The organism is Streptomyces sp. NPDC000345 (genome assembly GCF_042898825.1).
In the GTDB taxonomy this organism is placed as follows: domain Bacteria; phylum Actinomycetota; class Actinomycetes; order Streptomycetales; family Streptomycetaceae; genus Streptomyces.
On record NZ_JBIAZE010000022.1, the window covers coordinates 109,519 to 127,670 of the forward strand.

Here is an 18,152-nt window from a genome sequence, read left to right on the forward strand (position 1 = left end):
GGCCTGTCTGCCGCGGTCGGCCCGTTCACCCCTTGACTGCCCCGGAGGTCAGTCCGGCGACGATCCGCCGCTGGAAGAACAGGACGAAAACGATGATCGGGATGGTGATGACCACAGCGGCGGCGGCGATCGACCCCGTGGGCTGTTCGAACTGGGAGCTCCCGGTGAAGAACGCGATCGCGGCCGGCACTGTGCGCGCGGACTCGGTGGACGTCAGCGAGATCGCGAACAGGAAGTCGTTCCAGCAGAAGATGAACACGAGAATGGCCGTGGTGAACACGCCCGGCGCGGCCAGCGGCACGATCACCATCCGGAAGGCCTGCGCGGGCGTCGCCCCGTCGACCTTGGCGGCCTTCTCCAGATCCCAGGGGATCTCGCGGAAGAACGCCGACAGGGTGTAGATCGCGAGCGGCAGGGAGAAGGTCATGTACGGGATGATCAGCCCGATCCAGGTGTCGAAGATGCCGATGATGCGCTCGATGTTGAACAGCGGTGACACCAGGGAGATCGGCGGGAACATGGCGATCAGCAGTGACATGCCGATGAGTACGCGCTTGCCGGGGAACCGCAGCCGGGCCACCGCGTAGGCGGCCATGGTGCCCAGTGCCACCGCGATCACCGTGGCGATCAGGGCGATACCGATCGAGTTGATCAGCGCGCGGGTGAACTCGGAGGTCTCGAAGATGCCCCGGTAGTTCTCGAGGGTCCAGTCCCTGGGGATGTAGTCGCCGTCCGTGAGGGTGCTGGGGTCCTTGAACGACAGCGCGGCGATCCACCACACCGGGAACAGGGCGTACAGCACCACCACCACGTTCAGGACACCCCATCGGGCGGCATGCGTCCTTCCTGCCGCGGCCATCAGCGCTTCACCTCCGCGCCGGGTGCGGCGGTGCCGAACAGTTTGACGAAGGTGAAGGCGATGATCCCGACGCAGATGAAGATCAGGACCGAGATCGCCGACCCGATGCCCAGGTTCAGCGCGGTGAACAGGTTGTCGTAGCCGAGGATCGACAGAGAGCCGGTCCCGTGGGCGCCGGCGGTCAGGATGTAGATGTTGTCGAAGATCCGGAAGGCGTCCAGTGTGCGGAAGAGCAGGGCCACCAGGATGGCCGGTTTCATCAGCGGCAGCATGACCTTGGTGAAGCGCTGCCAGGCGGTGGCACCGTCCACCATGGCCGCCTTCAAGGTCTCCTCGGGGACCAGCGCGAGGCCCGCGAGCAGCAGCAGGGCCATGAACGGCGTCGTCTTCCACACCTCGGCGAGGATGATCAGCCAGAGGGCGGGCCACTGTTCGGTCAGCGGGGCCTCTCCGCTGGGCAACAGTTCGGCGAGGTATCCGAGTTCCGGGGTCCAGGCGTACTGCCAGGAGAAAGCGGCGACCACGGTGACGATTCCGTACGGGATGAGGACCGACGTGCGGACGACGCCGCGCCAGAAGATCGTGCGGTGCATGACCAGGGCGAGTCCCATTCCGAGAACCAGTTCGATCACCACTGACACGGCGGTGATGAAGAGCGTGACCCAGAAGGCGTCCCACCAGAACGGGGAGGACAGCACCGCCCCGTAGTTGCTCAGGCCCACGAACTCCGCCTGCCCGGGAAAGCGCAGGTCGTACCGCTGGAGGGACAGATAGACGGCGTACCCGATGGGGTAGGCGGTCACGGCGACCATGACGACGACCGCGGGCGCGCAGAGCAGCCAGCCGAGCCGCCGCTCCTGCCTGGCGCCCGCCGAGAGTGTCGCCCGGTCCGGCCCCGCATGCTCCGTCTCCGCCCCGGGGCGCGGCGGGGTTCCGGCCGGTTGCGCCCGCGTGCTCATCTCGGGCCGCCCGAGGACGAGGCCCGCGCGCTGCGGCGCCGGCTGACGGAGTGGTGCGGGAGGAGGTGGTGGTTCACGGGATCACACCCTCGGATCGCAGGGCATCGTCGATCTGCTCCCTGATGGTGTCGACGGAGCTCTCCGGTTTGATCCCGGACGGCGGAGACAGCGTGTGGGAGACCGCGATCGACACGTTCTGGTAGGCCGGAGTGAGCGGGCGCACACTCGCCGACTCCAGGGCGGCCAGCACCTCCCCCGAGAAGGGGTACTCCTTCATGAACGCGGGCTCGTCGTACAGGGCGCGCAGGGTGGGCGGCAGACCGCCCTCGAGCGCGGCGGTGAGCTGGTTCTCCCGGTTGCGCAGGCACAGCGCCGCCTCAAAGGCCAGGTCCGGGTGGCGCGAGTAGGCGCTCACCGCCAGATCGATGCCGCCGATGGTGGGCCGTGCCGGGCGGTTCGCGTCGACCCTTGGGTACGGCGCCCAGCGGAAGTTCTTGAACAGCTCGGGGTTGTTCGCCTTCATCGACGGATAGACGAACGGGTAGTTGAGTTCGAACGCCGCCACCCCCGACTCCATGGCGAGGCGGTTCTGGTCCTCCATCTGGTTGGGCAGGGAGGGGTCCGCGGCCGGGGACTTCGCCAGATCACGCATGATCCCCGCGGCCCGCACGGCAGGAGGACCGAGGGAAGGCTCGGTCGCGCTCGCGTTGAGGATGGAGCCGCCCGCACTGTTGATCAGCGTGTTGAACCAGACGGTCAGGCCCTCGTACTGCGCGCCCTGGATCTCCACGAAGTGCGGTTTGCCCTGCCGGGCGAGGGCGCCGGCCATGTCCAGCATCTCGGCCCAGGTCTTGGGTGGGGTGGGCACCAGGTCCTTGCGGTACCACAGGAGTTGGGTGTTGGTGTTGTACGGGACGGCGTACAGCTTGCCCTTCCAGGTCGAGGTCTGCAGCGGTACGCGCAGGGTGCCCTCCACGGCCTGCCGCCTCGCCGTCCCCGTCCATTCCCGGATCCAGCGTGCCTCGGCGAACTCCGCCGCCCAGGTGACGTCCAGGCCCAGGATGTCGAGCGAGTCGTCCTCGGCGGCGAGCCTGCGGACAAGCTGCTGGCGCTGGCCGTCCGCGGCACGCGGGAGCTTGTTGTAGCTGATCCGGTAGCGGCCGCCGGACGCCTGGCTGCACCGGTCGGCCGCCTTCTGGAGCGCACCGGAGTCGTCGGGGAAGTTGTACCAGTTGAGGGTGGGTCTACCGGTGCCCTCGTCACTGCCACAAGCGGCGAGCGCCGACGCCAGCAACGGCAGTACGGCGAACGCCCGCAGCCATCGCGCCCCTCTGGGACGTCCCTGGTGACCCGAAACGGGCCGGCAGCCGCACCTCGCGTGCACGCGCTCCACACCTCGCTTCCGGACGGTCACACCGGACTCGGACCTCGCAGCGTTTCCCTCCCGGCGAACGCTAGAGACCACATGAAGCGAGATCAAGCACATATCGCACCTAATCACCCCAACCCGCCCATTGATGGAACCGACTCGGCGAACCTGCGGGCAGGGAAGGGAAAACAATCACCTTCGGTCGTGCGCGGCCGTGCGCTGTCGGCCGGCCACAGCATCAGGGGAAACGTTTGCGCAGGTCAGAATGTCTGACGATCGCCCCGGTGACGCCCCCTGACCGAGTCAGGGGGCGTCACCTGTCCGCCCCATGACGCTCGGTCCCCGTCTGGTCCCCAAGAACGACGAAGAGGCCATTTCCGACCCACCGGAAATGACCTCCGACCTGCTACTTCACAAGTCGGGACGACAGGATTTGAACCTGCGACCCCTTGACCCCCAGTCAAGTGCGCTACCAAGCTGCGCCACGTCCCGTTGCCCGTCTGACCTGGGCTTTCCCCTGGCCGATCGTGCAGGGAAACAATACCGCACTCGGGTCGGTGGTCGCGCACCCGTTTGTCGCCGTCACCCGCCCTGCGGCACGCCCAGCCCGGGATACGCCTCCAGCAGACGGGTGGGGGCGGCCTGACGCCAGGAGTCGGCGAGGATGGCGCGCAGTTCGTCCTCGTCCTCGACGGCGGCCAGACGGGCCCGCACCCAGGCGAACTGGGCCTCGTGGGCGGCGATCCAGAACTTCGCGGGCTCGGCGAGGACCAGCTCGTCGCGCTCCTCCTTGGGGCAGCGCACCGCGAGGGACGTCTCGTCCTCGGGGAGCGTGGCGAACATCTTCCCCGCGACCCGGAAGGTGGGCATGCTCCAGGCGGTCTTCTCCGTGGTGTCCGGCAGGGAGAGGGCGATACGTCGTACGTCTTCGGCGTCGGGCATGCTTCGCACCGTAGCCGCTGCCACTGACAGTCACCCCCTGGCGATGTGTTTGTAGTACAGGGTGGTCGGCCGGAGCACGCCGTGCGGGCTCGCCGCGTAGTCGGGGATCACCCCGGCCCTGGTCCAGCCGGCCGAGCGGTAGAGGTGCTCGGCGGGGCTGCCGGTCTCGGTGTCGAGGTGCAGCAGGGTGATGCCGGCGGCGACGGCGGCCTGCTCGGCGACGGTCAGGAGGCGGCGGCCGAGGCCCTGCCCGCGGGCGTCGCGGTGGACCATCAGCTTGACGAGTTCGGCGCGGTGGCGGCTGTTGGCCTTGTCGGGGAAGACCAGGCCGACGGTTCCGACGACCCGGTCCCCGTCATGGGCCGCCCAGACGGCCGACCGCCCGCCGGCCACGTCGGGGACCCGTCCGCGCCACCAGTCGACGGCCTCGGCGCGGGCGAGGGGCGCGAGGAAGCCGACCGAGGCGCCCCCGTCCACCGTGTCCACCAGCAGGTCGGCCAACTCCTCGACACGGTCCATGAGTCGCCCGGCGTCGAGCCGCGTCGTCGTCATGGCAGCACCACCGCCAGGACGTATCGGGCCTGAGTGCCGCCCGCGCACCGGAACCGGGTGGGCCCCGCCACGCGCAGCCGCAGGCAGTCTCCGGCGTCCAGCCGGTGTTCGACGTCCTGGGCCGTCACCGCGAGGCTGCCTTCCAGGACCCAGATGTGCTGCTCCAGACCGGACACGGGCGGACGGTCGTAGGCGATGTCGGCGCCCGCGGCGAGCCTGCCCTCGACCAGTTCGCCGCGCAGGCCGGGGTGCGGCGGGGACACCGAGCGGCGGACGAACCCGGAGGCCTTGTCCTCCCAGACGGGCTGCTCGGCGGCGCGCAGGAGCGGTGCGGGCTCCTCCTCGACCTCGCTGAGCAGCCGGGACATGGTCCGGCCGTAGACATGGCACAGCCGGTTGAGCAGTGCGGCGGTGGGGCTGATCTCCGCCCGCTCCGCCCGGGACAGGGTCGAGCGGCTGATCCCGCTGCGCTCCGCCAGGTCCCCCAGGGACCAGCCGCGTTCGGCGCGCAGCTCGGCGAGCCTGCGGCCGAGGCGGGCGTCCACCGGCTCCGGGACGTCATCCTGTTTCATATCCGGGATGGTATCCCGGATATGAAACGACAGGATGACCGGAGGCTCACACCCGCGCAGCCTCACGCAACGCGTCCAGCACCGGCCGGATCAGCGGATGCTCCTCCGCGCCGCGCCGTACGGCCGCGAAGACCCGGCGGGTCGGGGCCGCGCCGTCTATCGGGCGGACGACCACGCCGGTGAGGTCCATGCCGCGCAGCGCCGAGCGCGGGACGAGCGCCACCCCGGCGTCGGCCGAGGCGAGGGCGACGACCGCGCGGAAGTCGTCCGAGGAGTGTTCGAGCCGCGGCTGGAATCCCGCGTTCTCGCAGGCCAGGACCACCACGTCATGGCAGGGGTTGCCGGGGTAGGGGCCGATCCAGGGGTCCTTGGCCAGCTCCGCGAGGGGCACCTCGGGGGCGTCGGCGAGGCGGTGGGTCACGGGCACGACCGCGTCGAAGGGCTCGGCGTACAGCGGGACGTGCGCGAGCCGGGGGTCGTCGGCGGCCGGGGCGCCGCGGTACTCGACGGCGACGGCGACGTCGACCTGCCGGTCGAGGACCATCGGCAGACTGGCGTCCCCTTCTGCGTCCTGGACCCGGATCCTTATGCCGGGCGCGGTGCCGGCGAGCCGGGCCACCGCGGGCGCGACGACCAGGGCGATACCGGTCGCGAAGGCGGCGACGGTGACCGTGCCGGCCGCCCCGGAGCTGTAGGCGGCCAGTTCCGCCTCAGCGCGCTCCAGCTGGGCGAGGACCGCGTGGGTGTGGCCGAGCAGGATCTCGCCGGCCGGGGTGAGCCGTACGCCCTTGGCGCTCCGCTCGACCAGGCGGTGGCCGGTCTCCTGCTCCAGGGCGGTGAGCTGCTGGGAGACGGCCGAGGGGGTGAGATACAGCGCGGCGGCAGCCGCCGTCACGGTGCGGTGGTCGGCCACCGCACGGAGGATGTGGAGCCGCCGCGCCTCGATCATGGGATCGATTATTGCAATATGTCAGGCTTCGAGTTCCGCGCGTGCCGCGACGAACGCGTCGACGGCGCGGTCGACGTCCTCGGTGGAGTGCGCGGCGGACAGCTGGACGCGGATCCGGGCCTGCCCCTGGGGGACGACCGGGTAGGAGAAGCCGATCACGTACACCCCGCGCTCCAGCAGCAGCTCGGCCATCCGGCCGGCCTTCGCCGCGTCGCCGATCATCACGGGGGCGATGGCGTGGTCGCCGGGGAGGATGTCGAAGCCCTCCTCGGTCATCCGGCGGCGGAAGAGCGCGGTGTTCTCCGCGAGCCGGACGCGCAGGTCGTCCGCCGACTCCAGCAGGTCGATGACCTTCAGGGACGCGGCCGCGATCACCGGGGCGAGGGTGTTGGAGAACAGGTACGGGCGGGAGCGCTGGCGGAGCAGGGCGACGATCTCGGCGCGGGCGGCGACATAGCCGCCGGAGGCCCCGCCGAGCGCCTTGCCCAGCGTGCCGGTGATGATGTCGACGCGGTCCATGACGCCGTGCAGTTCGGGGGTGCCGCGGCCGCCGGGGCCGACGAAGCCGACGGCGTGCGAGTCGTCGACCATCACCATCGCGTCGTAGCGGTCGGCGAGGTCGCAGATCTCGCGCAGCGGCGCCACATAGCCGTCCATGGAGAAGACGCCGTCGGTGACGACCAGACGGCGGCGCGCGTCGGACGCCTCCTTCAACTGCCGCTCCAGGTCCTCCAGATCACGGTTGGCGTACCGGAAGCGGCGGGCCTTGGACAGCCGGATGCCGTCGATGATCGAGGCGTGGTTGAGGGCGTCGGAGATCACCGCGTCCTCCGGGCCGAGCAGGGTCTCGAAGACACCGCCGTTGGCGTCGAAGCAGGAGGAGTACAGGATCGTGTCCTCCTGGCCGAGGAAGGCGGACAGCCGCGCCTCCAGTTCCTTGTGCACCTCCTGCGTGCCGCAGATGAAGCGCACGGACGCCATGCCGTAGCCCCAGCGGTCCAGGGCGGCGTGGGCGGCGGCGACGACCTCGGGGTGGTCGGCGAGGCCGAGGTAGTTGTTGGCGCAGAAGTTGAGCACCTCGCCGGGACGGCCGCCCGCGGTGACGGCGACGGTCGCGGACTGCGGGGAGCCGATCACCCGCTCGGGCTTGTGCAGACCGGCGGCGCGGATCTCGTCGAGGGTGGCGCGCAGGTCGTCGCGCACGGAGTCGAACATCAGGGAACTCCTAAGGAATGCAGGTGACTTACGCGGTCCAGTCGAGGATGACCTTGCCGCCGCGGCCGCTCGCGGCGTCGGCGAAGGCCGCCTCGAAGTCGCGGTAGCCGTACCGGCCGGTGATCACGGGGGCGAGGTCCAGGCCGCCCTCCAGGAGGACCGACATCGCGTACCAGGTCTCGAACATCTCCCGGCCGTAGATGCCCTTGATGGTGATCATCGAGGTGACGATCCGGGCCCAGTCGACCGGGAACTCCTGGGACGGCAGGCCGAGCATCGCGATACGGCCGCCGTGGGTCATGTTGGCGATCATGTCACGCATCGCCTCGGGGCGGCCGGACATCTCCAGGCCGATGTCGAAACCCTCGCGCAGTCCCAGCTCGCGCTGCCCGTCGGCGATCCCCGCCTCGGACACGTTCAGCGCCAGGCTCACACCGATCTTGCGGGCCAGTTCCAGGCGCTCCTCGCTGACGTCGGTGATCACCACGTTGCGGGCGCCCGCGTGCCGGGCGACGGCGGCGGCCATCAGACCGATCGGGCCGGCGCCGGTGATCAGCACGTCCTCGCCGACCAGCGGGAAGGACAGGGCGGTGTGCACGGCGTTGCCGAACGGGTCGAAGATCGCGGCCACGTCGAGATCCACCGGCACCCGGTGCACCCAGACGTTGGACGCGGGCAGCACGACGTACTCCGCGAAGGCGCCGTCACGGCCGACCCCGAGGCCGACGGTGGCCCGGCACAGATGGCGGCGCCCGGCGAGACAGTTGCGGCACTTGCCGCACACGAGGTGTCCCTCGCCGCTGACCCGGTCGCCGATCCCGATGTCGGCGACGTCCCGCCCGGTCTCCACGACCTCGCCGACGAACTCGTGGCCGAGGACGAGCGGGGTGCCGATCGTCTGCCGCGCCCAGCCGTCCCAGGCCCGGATGTGCAGGTCGGTGCCGCAGATGCCGGTCCGCAGGACCTTGATCAGTACGTCGCCCGGGCCGACTGCGGGCTCCGGGACGTCCGTGAGCCACAGCCCGGGCTCCGCCTTCTCCTTGACCAGCGCCTTCAAGCTGCGGCTCCTGTGCGTGAGGTCCCGGACGCGAGCAGGCCGAAGCGCCCCGCAGCCGGGGAGGGGTGTGGATGCGTCAGCAATCTGCCTCATCCCGCCCGCACCGGTCCATCGAGCTTTTCTTAAGCGGAGCAACAGCTTTCCTTCACGCCTGCTCCTCGGCCCGGTCTACGGCGGCGCCGCGCGCGTCTCCAGCCGGACGACGAGGTCGGCGGCCGTCGCCTTGATGGTCTCCAGGCCGGCCTTCCCCCAGGTGCGGGGTGCGAGGGCGGCGACGCAGACCGTGCCCAGGACCATGCCGGTCGTGTCGATCAGCGGGGCGCCGAGGTAGGAGCGGATGCCGTACTCGTCGACGACCGGGTTGCCGGCGAAGCGCGGGTAGTCGCCGACGTCCTCCAGGACGAGCGCCTTGCGGCGGACGACGACGTGCGGGCAGTAACCGTACTCACGGGGCAGCCGCCGGCCCAGCTCGGGTTTCCCGCCCCGGGCGGCGCTTCCCCCCGCCGGGGTGTGCAGTCCGGCGAGGAACTGCCCTTCCGCGTCAGGGAAGTTGACCATGGCGTACGGTGCGCCGGTCAGTTCGGCGAGGCGGTCGGCGAAGGCGTCCAGGGCGGGCTCCGGCCGCTCCCCGAGGCCGAGTCGGCGCAGTCTCCGGGTACGGGCGGGAGCCTCCTTGTCCTCCGGGGTGAGCAGCAGACGACCGGCCGGGCGGGGCGGGTCGTAGCTCATGGGCGGGCTCCGTCGCGCGGGACGTCGTACGTCATATGCGGCTCCAGGGTGGGGTGCGCGGGGGTCACATGGTGGCGCCGCGGCTCGGCTGGGGTTCCGCCGGTGCGTGGGCGATGAGGTACCGGACGAGGGTGAGCAGGGTCTGGACTCCGGAGGCGGAGATCCGGGCGTCGCAGCGCACGACGGGGATGTCCGGGTCGAGGTCGAGGGCGGCGCGCACCTCCTCGGGGTCGTAGCGGTGGGCACCGTCGAACTCGTTGATGGCGACGATGAAGCCGAGGCCGCGTTCCTCGAAGAAGTCGACGGCCGCGAAGCACTCCTCCAGGCGGCGGGTGTCGGCGAGGATGACCGCGCCGAGGGCCCCCTCGGACAGCTCGTCCCACATGAACCAGAACCGCTCCTGGCCGGGCGTGCCGAACAGATACAGGACGTGCTGCGGGTCCAGGCTGATGCGGCCGAAGTCCATGGCGACGGTCGTCTCGACCTTGTTCTCGATGCCGTCGAGGTTGTCGGTCGCGGCGCCGACCGTGGTGAGCAGCTCCTCGGTGCTGAGCGGCGCGATCTCGCTCACGGCGCCGACGAAGGTGGTCTTGCCGACCCCGAACCCGCCCGCGACCAGGATCTTCAGCGCGGTCGGAAAGGGGTCGGCGCGGCCGCCGGCGGGTGCCTCGCGTACGCCGTACGCGTCGGCCTCAGAGCTGTCGTCGTAGTCCATCGAGCACTGCCTCCAGTAGGGCCCGGTCGGTGGGGTTGTGGTGGAACTCGGGGGGCTTGGTGGTCAGGGCCCCGCAGTCGACGAGGTCCGACAGGAGCACCTTGGTGACGGCCGCCGGGAGCTTCAGATGGGCGGCCACCTCGGCGACCGGGACGGGGGCCCGGCACAGGTCGAGGGCCTGTGCGTGCTCGGGCCCGAGGTAGCCGAGGGGTCTCGCCCCGGTGGCCATCACCTGTGACATCAGATCGAGGGCGACGGTGGGTTCGGTGCGCCCGTTGCTGACCGTGAACGGGCGCACCAGCCGTCCGGCCGCGTCGTCGAGCCAGGGCCCGTCGCCGGCCGCCGCCACGCTCAAGGTCCCGTCACCGACGGTTCGACGGCGTGCTGCCGGGGCGCGGTCGTCAGATACGGCCGCACGCTCTTCACGAGCATCGCCATCTCGTAGCCGAGGACGGCGGCGTCGGCCTCCCGCCCGGCGAGCACGGCGAGACAGGTTCCCGAACCGGCGGTGCTGACGAACAGCAGGGTCGAGTCGAGTTCGACGACGACCTGCCGCACGTCCCCGCCGTCCCCGAAACGGATGCCGGCGCTGCGGCCGAGGGAGTACAGGCCGGAGGCCAGGGCGGCCATGTGGTCGGCGCTGTCGGCGTCCAGGCCGTGGACCGACTTCACCAGCCCGTCGCACGAGAGCAGCACGGCGCTCATGGTGTGCGGGACGCGCTGCACGAGGCCGCTCATCAGCCAGTCGAGGTCGGATACATGGCCGGTCGGCACATCGCTCGCCATGGTGGATCGACTCCTTGGGGTACGAAGGTCTGCGGGAGCGCTGGGGGTGGGGGTACCGCTCATCCGGCGGACGCGCTCCCGTCGCGCCGGGGGGTGGACTGCTCGGTTCGGGCTCCGGTTCCGGTCCCGGAACCGCGCCCGGGCCCCTGGGCGGGCCCGGGCGCCCCGCCCCGCACGCCGTACGCCTGGGGGGAGGCGGAGGCGTGCGCCGGGGGCGCCTCGGATGCCGGGGCTGTGGAGCCGGGGGGCATGTACGGGGATCGCTCCGCCGTGGACGGCGCGTCCGACGCGGGGCGGGGAGCCGCCCGGTCGGGGGACATGGACCCGAGGGGCGCGTACGGCGACCGCTCCGCCGGGGAGGGCGTGCCGGATCCGAGGTTCGGAGCGGCCGGGGCGCGGGACGTGGAGCCGAGCGGTGCGTAGGGGGAACGCCCCGCCGTGGACGTCGTGTCCGACGCGGGCTGAGGGGCCGTCGGGTTCGAGGGGGCAGGGTGCGGGAGCGGGGACAGGAGCGGGGAGTCCGGTGCGGGGTGCCGGGTGGGCTCGAAGGGGTCGGACACCGGGTAGGAGCTGCGTTCCAGGGGTTCCCACGCCGGTGACGGGGCGGATTCGAGGGACTCGGCCTCCAGACTCTGCTGGGCCTCGGCGAGGCCGATGCCCCGCTGGAAGGCGGCCATCAGACCTGGGTCGTGCCCGGCGGCCTGCTCGGCGTCCGGACGGGGAGCCGGTCCCCCGCGCAACTGCGGCGCGATGTGTTCCTGGGCGCGGCGACGGGGCAGCTGGGGCTTGCCCATGGTCCCGCGGACGGCACTCACGCGGGGGACGGGTGCGATGCCCGCGTGCTCCTCCACCACGGCCCGGTCGGCCGACCGGATCCCGGGCACGGCGTCGGCCGGGTTGGGCCGGTCCTGCCGGGCCCCCCGGACGGGCAGCGGCGCAGGCGCCGGGCCGTCCGCCCGGGAGGCCTCCGCCCGCTCGCCCGGCACGTGGGCCGAGGCGCGCACGGCCGGCACGTCGGCGGACGCCGGCCCGCGGGGAAACCCGGACGCCACCTGCCCGGCCGAGGCACCGGAAGGCACCTGCCCGGACTCGACGGGAGTGGTCGGGGCGCCGAGGCCCCGGCCGCCGCCGGGAGGGGAACCGTCGGAAGCGGCCCGCAGAGGCGAGGGCACGGCCGGCCCACCCGCATCCCCGTCGCTCCGCGGCCGCACGGAGCCCGCCGACTGACCCGCATCGGCAGCGGACCGGAAATGCGACGGCACAGCCGAACCACCCGCGTCCGCGCCGGACCCCGGGCGCGCCGAGGCGGTCGGTCGGCCCCCGTCCGCGGCGGACCGGGGCCGGGGAGGCGCCGCGGACCTGGCCGGGTCGGGGGTGTTGCGCGTGGGCGGCGGAGCGAGGGGACCGCCCGTGCCGGACGTGGACGTGTCCTCGCTCCGCGACGACGCGGGCGGCCGCCGGATGCCCTGCTCCTGGGGCGGGACCGGCGGGCGGACGCCGTCGGGGGCGGCGTGGGCCGGGGCCGGAGCCCGTCTGCGGCTGCCGCGGCCCGCGTCCGGTCCGTCCCCGGGAGCAGCGGCCGGTGGCCGCGAGGACGCCGGGCCCGCCGGGCGGCCCGCCTCGACGGCTCCGCGTGCCGGCACCGGCAAACGCGGTCCGGGCGTGGCGTCGCGGGCCGGTGCGCCGCCGGCCGGGTCCGGCACCGGGGTGGGCGGCGCCCCTCCCCCGTCATGCGCCGCGACGACAACCCCGGCGGCGCCTCCGAGCAGGGCCTGCGGGACGACGAGGACGGCCTGGACGCCGCCGTAGATGTTGGACTGCAGGCGGACCCGGATGCCGTGCCGGCGGGCGAGCTGGGAGACGACGAACAGTCCGATGCGGCCGTCGGCCAGCAGCCGGCCGACGTTGACCTGGTCGGGGTCGGCGAGCAGGGCGTTCATACGGGCCTGCTCCTCGACGGGCATGCCGAGGCCGCGGTCCTCGACCTCGACGGCGAGCCCGGAGGTGACGAGGTTGGCGCGCAGCAGCACCTGGGTGTGCGGGGCGGAGAACACCGTGGCGTTCTCGACGAGTTCGGCGAGGAGATGGATGACGTCGGCGACGGCGTGCCCGCGCAGCTCGCCGTCGATCGGCGGTACGAGCCTGACCCGGGAGTACTGCTCGACCTCGGCGATGGCCGAGCGCAGCACCTCGGTCATGGACACGGGGTTGCTCCACTGCCGCCGGGACACGGCCCCGCCGAGGACGGCGAGGTTCTCGGCGTGGCGGCGGATCCGGGTGGCGAGGTGGTCGACGTGGAAGAGGCCCTTGAGCAGTGCGGGGTCCTCGATCTCGTTCTCCAGCTCGTCGAGGATCGAGATCTCGCGGTGCACCAGGGACTGCAACCGCCGCGCGAGGTTGACGAAGACCTCCAGCTTCTGCTCGCTGCCGGCCTGGCTGGACAGCTGGGAGGCCTGGACCACGGCGGTGACGGCCCCGTCGTGCGCGCGGGCGAGGTCGGCGGCGAGCAGTTCGAAGTCGTCGGCGTCACCGGGAGGTCCGCCGTGCGACGTGCGCGGGGGCGGGACCTCGCCGCGGCGCAGTTCCTCGATGAGGGCGCGCAGGTCGGCCTCGCCGCGCGCGCTGCTCCGGCGCAGGGCGGCGATGCGGTCGCTGACGGAGCGGGCGGCGCGCTCGGCGGCGACGGCCGCGACGAGGATGCCGACACCGGTGACCGCCACCGCGCCCGCCAGGACGGCCCACAGGACGGGACCGGGCCGGGTGCCGGTGGAGCGCACGGTGAACAGGACGACCGCGCAGGCGCTGAGGGCGACCGCGGTCGGCGGCAGCACGGCGAGCCGCAGCAACTGGGGCCGTATGTGCGTCTCGGTCGGCGCGGGTGCGGTACGGGTCACCGGCCGTCCGTGCCGCCCGCCCTCACGGCGGTCTGCACGTGCGGCGGGTGCGCGGAGGTGAGACATCGGTGTCCTCGTACTGGTCTGTCGGGCCTGGTCGCTCGCGCAGACATGCGCGACGGACACTCACAGTAGTCGCCAACGCATCAGGTTCGGTGGGCCGTTGACAAACTCCCCCGGAGAGGGTCCCGCTCTGGTATGAGGCTTCGCACGCCAGACCGAGGCCCCACCACCCGACGACGACACAACCGGAAAACAAACCGATCACACCTGGTCAGAGACGGCCCCAAACAAACAGCGAGGGCCGGGAGGCCTCCAGCCCCCCGACCCTCACCACCGCCCTCTTCCGGACTCCTTTTCAGCCCGCCGGAACCGCCTCCGCCGCCGCGCCCCCTTCGGTCGCATCCTTCGAATCGTCACTCTCGGTATCAACCTTGGCCACCGTTACCGCCTCCGTCAGCGGCCGCCAGCCACCCGCCGGGGCGAGGGCCACGTCGCGCCACCACGGTGTGGCCGGAACGCTCTCGGCGCCGGGCTCGAAGGGCTCGCCGGGGCGTGGCAGCGCGACCGGGGTGCCCACGGCGCGACCGGCGGCCAGGGTGCCCTCGCCCGGGTCGGTCCACGCGTGCGTTGCCAGGTTGAACGTTCCCCAGTGGATCGGCAGCAGCGCGCCGCCCGGCGTGCCGCCCTGGAGGTCGAGATGCGCGCGCACGCCTTCCTCGGGCGTCATGTGGATGTCGGGCCAGAACTCCGAGTACGCGCCGATCTGGATCATCGTCGCGTCGAACGGACCGTGGGCGGCGCCGATGTCCTTGAAGCCGTCGAAGTAGCCGGTGTCGCCACTGTGGTAGATCCGGTGCTCCTCGCCGGCGACGACCCAGGAGGCCCACAGGGTGTGCTGGGTGTTGCGCAGGCCGCGGCCGCAGAAGTGGCGGGCCGGGGTGGCGGTGAGGGTGAGTCCGCCGACCTTGGTGGCCTCGTGCCAGTCCAGCTCGCGCAGCCGGTCCGCCGACACGCCCCAGTGCTCCAGGTGGGCGCCGACCCCGAGCGGCACGGCGAACAGCGTGTCCGTGCCGGCCAGTGCCTTGATCGTGGGCAGGTCCAGGTGGTCGTAGTGGTCGTGGGAGATGACGACGACGTCCACCGGCCCGAGCGCGGCCAGCGGGAGCGGGACCGGGTGCAGCCGCTTGGGCCCGACGAAGGGGAACGGGGAGCAGCGCTCGCCCCAGACGGGGTCGAACAGCACGCGCTGCCCGTCGATCTCCGCGAGCACGCTGGAGTGGCCCATCCAGGTCAGGCGCAGGCCCGTGACGGGCGGTTTGGCGAGGTCGGCGAGAGTGGTGGCGTGCACCGGGACGGTGCCCGCCGGGGCACGGCGGGGACGCTGCTCCTTGTCGAAGAAGACCTTGGCGAAGTCCAGCGCCGAACCCGAGGGGCGGGTGCGGGCCGGGCCGCCGGGGTTCTGGAAGACCCCGTCCCTGAAGTGGGGCGATCTGCGGATGCGCGCCATGCGCTCACCACTCGGGTCCGCGCCGAAGGCCTCGGGCTGCAGTGCGCGGAGCCCGCGGCTCAGGGAACGGAAACCGGACACGGTACCTCCAGGTGGAGTCGCTGAGGCATTCCATTATGGTCGCCCCCTCCGACAGCGCGTTGACAGACCTTGTCCCGCCTCCCGATACTGACTCACTGTTCAGTAATGATCCCGTTCGAGGAGCCCCTGTGTCCGCCGCGCCCGTGTTGTCCCTGACCTGGACGGACCACGTCACCGGCCGCCGGGGCTTCCTGGTGGTCGACCGGCTCGTGCGCGGTGTGTGCAGCGGCGGTCTGCGGATGCGGGAGGGCTGCACCCTGGAGGAGGTGACGGGCCTCGCGCGCGGAATGAGCCTCAAGGAGGCGCTGCACTACGACCCCCGGGCGCGCTACGTCCCCCTGGGCGGCGCAAAGGGCGGCATCGACTGCGATCCCCGGGACCCGGAGGCGTACGGGCTGCTGGTCCGCTATCTGCGGGCGGTGCGGCCGTACGTGGAGAGCTGCTGGACCACCGGCGAGGACCTGGGCCTCACCCAGGACCTGGTGGACCGGGCGGTCGCCGAGGTGGGCCTGGTCTCCTCGGTGCAGGCCGTGTACCCACTGCTCGACGACGAGGAGGCGGCCCGCGCACGGCTGGCCGACGCCTTCGCCGTCGAGGTGGACGGCATCGGCCTGGACGAGCTGGTCGGCGGCTGCGGGGTGGCCGAGTCGGTGCTGACGGCTCTGGACGGGGCCGGGGTGCCGTACGCCGGGACGCGGGTGGCGCTCCAGGGGCTCGGCACCATGGGCGGCGCCACGGCACGCTTCCTCTCGCGCGCGGGGCTGACGGTCGTGGCCGTCGCCGACGTCAAGGGCACGATCGCCAACCCGGACGGACTCGACGTGGAGGCGCTGCTCGCCGCGCGCGACGGCCACGGCACCGTGGACCGTGCCGTGCTGCGGCCCGGGGACCGCGAACTGCCGGGCGGGGCCTGGCTGTCGGTGGACGCGGAGGTGCTGGTGCCGGCGGCGGTGTCGTACGCGATCGGCGTCGAGGAAGAGGAACGGATCACCGCCCGCTGGATCGCCGAGGCGGCCAACATGCCGGTCCTGCCGGAGGCGGAGGCGTCGCTCCACGCGCGCGGGGTGCGCGTCCTGCCGGACGTGGTGGTCAACTCCGGGACGAACGCCTGGTGGTGGTGGACGCTGTTCGGCGACATCGGCGCGGACGCGGACGAGGCGTTCGCGTACACGCGCCGTGCGATGCGGGCGCTGGTGGAGCTGGTCCTGGCGCGCGCCCAGGCGGACGGGACGACGGCCCGGGCCGCCGCGCACGCCCTCGCCGCGGAGCGGCTGCCGGTGATCGCTGAGCGGTTCGGACGGCACCGTTGAGGACGTCGGCGCAGGTCGCGGTGTCCGCGCGGATCGGCGGGCACCCGGCTCCTGTGTAGGGTGACGGCGTGGCGAGGGTCCGGTTGAGCGTGGCCGAGCGGCGTGAGGAGCTGCTGCGGGCCGCCATCGAGCAGATAGAGGCGCGGGGCGTGGCGGCGGTCAGGATCGCCGACGTGGCCGCGGCGCTCGGTGTGAGCAACGCGCTGGTCCTCTACCACTTCTCGACGAAGGAGAAGCTGGTCGCCGAGGCCTTCGCGTACGCCGCCGAGGGCGACCTGGCCCAGCTGCGCCGGCTGCTCGGCCGCCGGACGACGGCGCTGCGCCGGCTGCGGTCGGCGGTGCGCTGGTACGCCCCGACCGGTCAGGCCAAGGGCTGGCGGCTGTGGATCGAGGGCTGGGCGGTGTCCCTGCGCGAGCCCGCGTTGCGGGAGGTCGCCCGGGACCTCGACCGGAAGTGGAAGTCGGCGCTCACCGAGGTCATCACCGAGGGTGTGACTGCAGGCGAGTTCACCTGCCCGGACCCGACGGCGACGGCCCTGCGGCTGACGGCCCTCCTGGACGGTCTGGCCGTCCAGCTGACGTCGTACGGCGGCACGGTGTCCCGGGCCAGGGCACAGGAGTGGGTGGAAGAGACGCTGACGAGGGAACTCGGGCTGAGCACCCCGGCCCGTCCGGCGTCCGAGGTCACCGAGGTCACCGAGGTCGACGACGAGGGTCCTTGACGGGCCGGACCGGGGGCTGGGGGCGCAGCCTCCGGGGGACGGGCGCGGGAAGGGGCGGCGGGGTGAATCCCTCCCGCCGCACCCCGCCCCTCAAGCCACCGCGGCGATCCGCATCCTGATGTCCGCGGGAGACAACGCGCCCTTGGCGGTCACGTGGTCCCCCGACGACTCCCCCCGCAGCCGCCGCCCGATCCACGGCACGAGATACTCCCGCGCCCACTGCACGTCGTCCCTGCGCACCTCGAGCGTCCCCCGGGGCGGCAGCGGCGGCCAGGGCTGCTCCGGGTCGGCCGGCACCTCCAGCCCGAGCACCTGCCCGGCCCGCAGCGCCACCCGCGTGTGCCCCTCCGGGGAGAGGTGCAGCCGGTCGCCGTCCCACGCCCGCCGGTCCTGCACGGACTTCAGGGACCACAGGTCGAGCACCGGACACCCGTACCGGTCCGCGACGGCCCGGACGTGCCCGTTGTAGGTGGCGATCTTCCCGCGCAGATGCTTGAGCACGGGCACGCCCCGCGTGTCGAAGCCGGTCGTCACCATGACCGTGCCGGCGGCGGCGGTCAGTGCGGCGATCGCGCTCTCGAAGCGCTCGGCGACCTCGTCGGGGTCGGTGCCAGGCCGGAGGATGTCGTTGCCGCCCGCACAGAAGGACACCAGGTCCGGGGCGAGTTCGACGGCCCGCGGAAGCTGGTCCTCCATGATCTGGTCGAGCAGCTTTCCGCGCACGGCCAGGTTGGTGTACTCGAAGTCGCCTTCGGGCCGCCGGTCCGCGAGCAGCACCGCGAACCGGTCGGCCCAGCCGACGAACGCCCCGTCGGGCCCGGGGTCGCCGACGCCCTCGGTGAAGCTGTCCCCCACCGCCACGTACGACCCGATCACTGATCTGTTGTCACTCTTCGAATCGTCTGCCACGGCAGATCATGATTCACCTTCG

General features: G+C 72.4%; 18 protein-coding genes and 1 tRNA gene. 2 read left to right on the forward strand and 17 right to left on the reverse strand.

Translation table 11 applies throughout. The features are described from left to right. Positions 1-25: 25 nt before the first annotated feature. The 16 genes from ACFY30_RS36355 to ACFY30_RS36430 all read right to left on the reverse strand — a co-directional run bounded on the left by ACFY30_RS36355 (position 26) and on the right by ACFY30_RS36430 (position 15,189). Entirely contained in the window at positions 26-859 is an 834-nt protein-coding gene (locus ACFY30_RS36355; RefSeq protein ID WP_390656235.1) for a carbohydrate ABC transporter permease, read from the reverse strand. After that, the gene (locus tag ACFY30_RS36360; RefSeq protein WP_390849407.1) at positions 859-1,818 is read right to left on the reverse strand and encodes a carbohydrate ABC transporter permease; all 960 of its coding nucleotides are present in this window, start codon (positions 1,816-1,818) and stop codon (positions 859-861) included. Before ACFY30_RS36360 ends, ACFY30_RS36355 begins: the two co-directional genes overlap by 1 nt. A 73-nt stretch (positions 1,819-1,891) precedes the next feature. Beyond that, positions 1,892-3,202 (reverse strand): ABC transporter substrate-binding protein, encoded by a 1,311-nt coding sequence (locus ACFY30_RS36365; RefSeq protein WP_390849408.1) that lies wholly within the window; start codon positions 3,200-3,202, stop codon positions 1,892-1,894. A gap of 403 nt (positions 3,203-3,605) precedes the next feature. Then, positions 3,606-3,679, reverse strand: a tRNA-Pro gene (locus tag ACFY30_RS36370). A 90-nt stretch (positions 3,680-3,769) separates the two neighbouring features. Beyond that, positions 3,770-4,129 (reverse strand): MmcQ/YjbR family DNA-binding protein, encoded by a 360-nt coding sequence (locus tag ACFY30_RS36375; protein ID WP_390849409.1) that lies wholly within the window; start codon positions 4,127-4,129, stop codon positions 3,770-3,772. A 30-nt stretch (positions 4,130-4,159) separates the two neighbouring features. Continuing rightward, positions 4,160-4,681, reverse strand: a complete 522-nt coding sequence (locus tag ACFY30_RS36380; protein WP_390849410.1) for a GNAT family N-acetyltransferase — start codon at positions 4,679-4,681, stop codon at positions 4,160-4,162. Beyond that, a complete protein-coding gene (locus ACFY30_RS36385; protein WP_390849411.1) occupies positions 4,678-5,253 on the reverse strand; it encodes a helix-turn-helix domain-containing protein in 576 nt (191 codons plus the stop codon). The genes ACFY30_RS36380 and ACFY30_RS36385 overlap by 4 nt, the downstream gene beginning before the upstream one ends. A 46-nt stretch (positions 5,254-5,299) precedes the next feature. Continuing rightward, positions 5,300-6,202: a LysR family transcriptional regulator gene (locus tag ACFY30_RS36390; RefSeq protein ID WP_390821914.1), complete on the reverse strand. Its 903-nt coding sequence runs from the start codon at positions 6,200-6,202 to the stop codon at positions 5,300-5,302. 21 nt (positions 6,203-6,223) lie between these two features. Beyond that, on the reverse strand, positions 6,224-7,417 hold the full coding sequence (locus tag ACFY30_RS36395; protein ID WP_390849412.1) for a glycine C-acetyltransferase: 1,194 nt from the start codon (positions 7,415-7,417) through the stop codon (positions 6,224-6,226). Positions 7,418-7,445: 28 nt separating this feature from the next. Next, the gene (gene tdh, locus ACFY30_RS36400) at positions 7,446-8,474 is read right to left on the reverse strand and encodes an L-threonine 3-dehydrogenase (protein ID WP_390849413.1); all 1,029 of its coding nucleotides are present in this window, start codon (positions 8,472-8,474) and stop codon (positions 7,446-7,448) included. 168 nt (positions 8,475-8,642) lie between these two features. Continuing rightward, positions 8,643-9,203, reverse strand: a complete 561-nt coding sequence (locus tag ACFY30_RS36405) for a GAF domain-containing protein (RefSeq protein ID WP_390849414.1) — start codon at positions 9,201-9,203, stop codon at positions 8,643-8,645. Positions 9,204-9,267: 64 nt separating this feature from the next. Continuing rightward, positions 9,268-9,918, reverse strand: a complete 651-nt coding sequence (locus tag ACFY30_RS36410) for an ATP/GTP-binding protein (RefSeq protein WP_390849415.1) — start codon at positions 9,916-9,918, stop codon at positions 9,268-9,270. After that, on the reverse strand, positions 9,896-10,267 hold the full coding sequence (locus ACFY30_RS36415) for a DUF742 domain-containing protein (protein ID WP_359279256.1): 372 nt from the start codon (positions 10,265-10,267) through the stop codon (positions 9,896-9,898). Before ACFY30_RS36415 ends, ACFY30_RS36410 begins: the two co-directional genes overlap by 23 nt. Positions 10,268-10,269: 2 nt before the next feature. Beyond that, positions 10,270-10,704, reverse strand: a complete 435-nt coding sequence (locus tag ACFY30_RS36420) for a roadblock/LC7 domain-containing protein (protein WP_390849416.1) — start codon at positions 10,702-10,704, stop codon at positions 10,270-10,272. 59 nt (positions 10,705-10,763) lie between these two features. Further along, complete coding sequence (locus ACFY30_RS36425) at positions 10,764-13,598, reverse strand: ATP-binding protein (RefSeq protein ID WP_390849417.1); 2,835 nt, start codon at positions 13,596-13,598, stop codon at positions 10,764-10,766. Positions 13,599-13,956: 358 nt separating this feature from the next. After that, complete coding sequence (locus ACFY30_RS36430; RefSeq protein ID WP_390849418.1) at positions 13,957-15,189, reverse strand: MBL fold metallo-hydrolase; 1,233 nt, start codon at positions 15,187-15,189, stop codon at positions 13,957-13,959. Positions 15,190-15,317: 128 nt separating this feature from the next. On the opposite strand from ACFY30_RS36430, the gene ACFY30_RS36435 reads away from it, so the two are divergent. Continuing rightward, on the forward strand, positions 15,318-16,499 hold the full coding sequence (locus tag ACFY30_RS36435; RefSeq protein ID WP_390849419.1) for a Glu/Leu/Phe/Val dehydrogenase dimerization domain-containing protein: 1,182 nt from the start codon (positions 15,318-15,320) through the stop codon (positions 16,497-16,499). Positions 16,500-16,567: 68 nt separating this feature from the next. Continuing rightward, the gene (locus ACFY30_RS36440) at positions 16,568-17,221 is read left to right on the forward strand and encodes a TetR/AcrR family transcriptional regulator (protein ID WP_390849421.1); all 654 of its coding nucleotides are present in this window, start codon (positions 16,568-16,570) and stop codon (positions 17,219-17,221) included. Positions 17,222-17,311: 90 nt separating this feature from the next. Here the strand turns inward: ACFY30_RS36440 and ACFY30_RS36445 are convergent, their stop codons facing one another. Beyond that, positions 17,312-18,097 (reverse strand): SGNH/GDSL hydrolase family protein, encoded by a 786-nt coding sequence (locus ACFY30_RS36445; RefSeq protein WP_390849440.1) that lies wholly within the window; start codon positions 18,095-18,097, stop codon positions 17,312-17,314. Positions 18,098-18,152: the final 55 nt, after the last annotated feature.

What these genes read in the sequence shown, in the direction of transcription:
- ACFY30_RS36395 (WP_390849412.1), bottom strand. Translation starts at nt 7,417, where the DNA reads ATGTTCGACTCCGTGCGCGACGACCTGCGCGCCACCCTCGACGAGATC.
- ACFY30_RS36420 (WP_390849416.1), bottom strand. Translation starts at nt 10,704, where the DNA reads ATGGCGAGCGATGTGCCGACCGGCCATGTATCCGACCTCGACTGGCTG.
- ACFY30_RS36360 (WP_390849407.1), bottom strand. Translation starts at nt 1,818, where the DNA reads ATGAGCACGCGGGCGCAACCGGCCGGAACCCCGCCGCGCCCCGGGGCG.
- ACFY30_RS36390 (WP_390821914.1), bottom strand. Translation starts at nt 6,202, where the DNA reads ATGATCGAGGCGCGGCGGCTCCACATCCTCCGTGCGGTGGCCGACCAC.
- ACFY30_RS36375 (WP_390849409.1), bottom strand. Translation starts at nt 4,129, where the DNA reads ATGCCCGACGCCGAAGACGTACGACGTATCGCCCTCTCCCTGCCGGAC.
- ACFY30_RS36405 (WP_390849414.1), bottom strand. Translation starts at nt 9,203, where the DNA reads ATGAGCTACGACCCGCCCCGCCCGGCCGGTCGTCTGCTGCTCACCCCG.
- ACFY30_RS36385 (WP_390849411.1), bottom strand. Translation starts at nt 5,253, where the DNA reads ATGAAACAGGATGACGTCCCGGAGCCGGTGGACGCCCGCCTCGGCCGC.
- ACFY30_RS36355 (WP_390656235.1), bottom strand. Translation starts at nt 859, where the DNA reads ATGGCCGCGGCAGGAAGGACGCATGCCGCCCGATGGGGTGTCCTGAAC.
- ACFY30_RS36380 (WP_390849410.1), bottom strand. Translation starts at nt 4,681, where the DNA reads ATGACGACGACGCGGCTCGACGCCGGGCGACTCATGGACCGTGTCGAG.
- ACFY30_RS36410 (WP_390849415.1), bottom strand. Translation starts at nt 9,918, where the DNA reads ATGGACTACGACGACAGCTCTGAGGCCGACGCGTACGGCGTACGCGAG.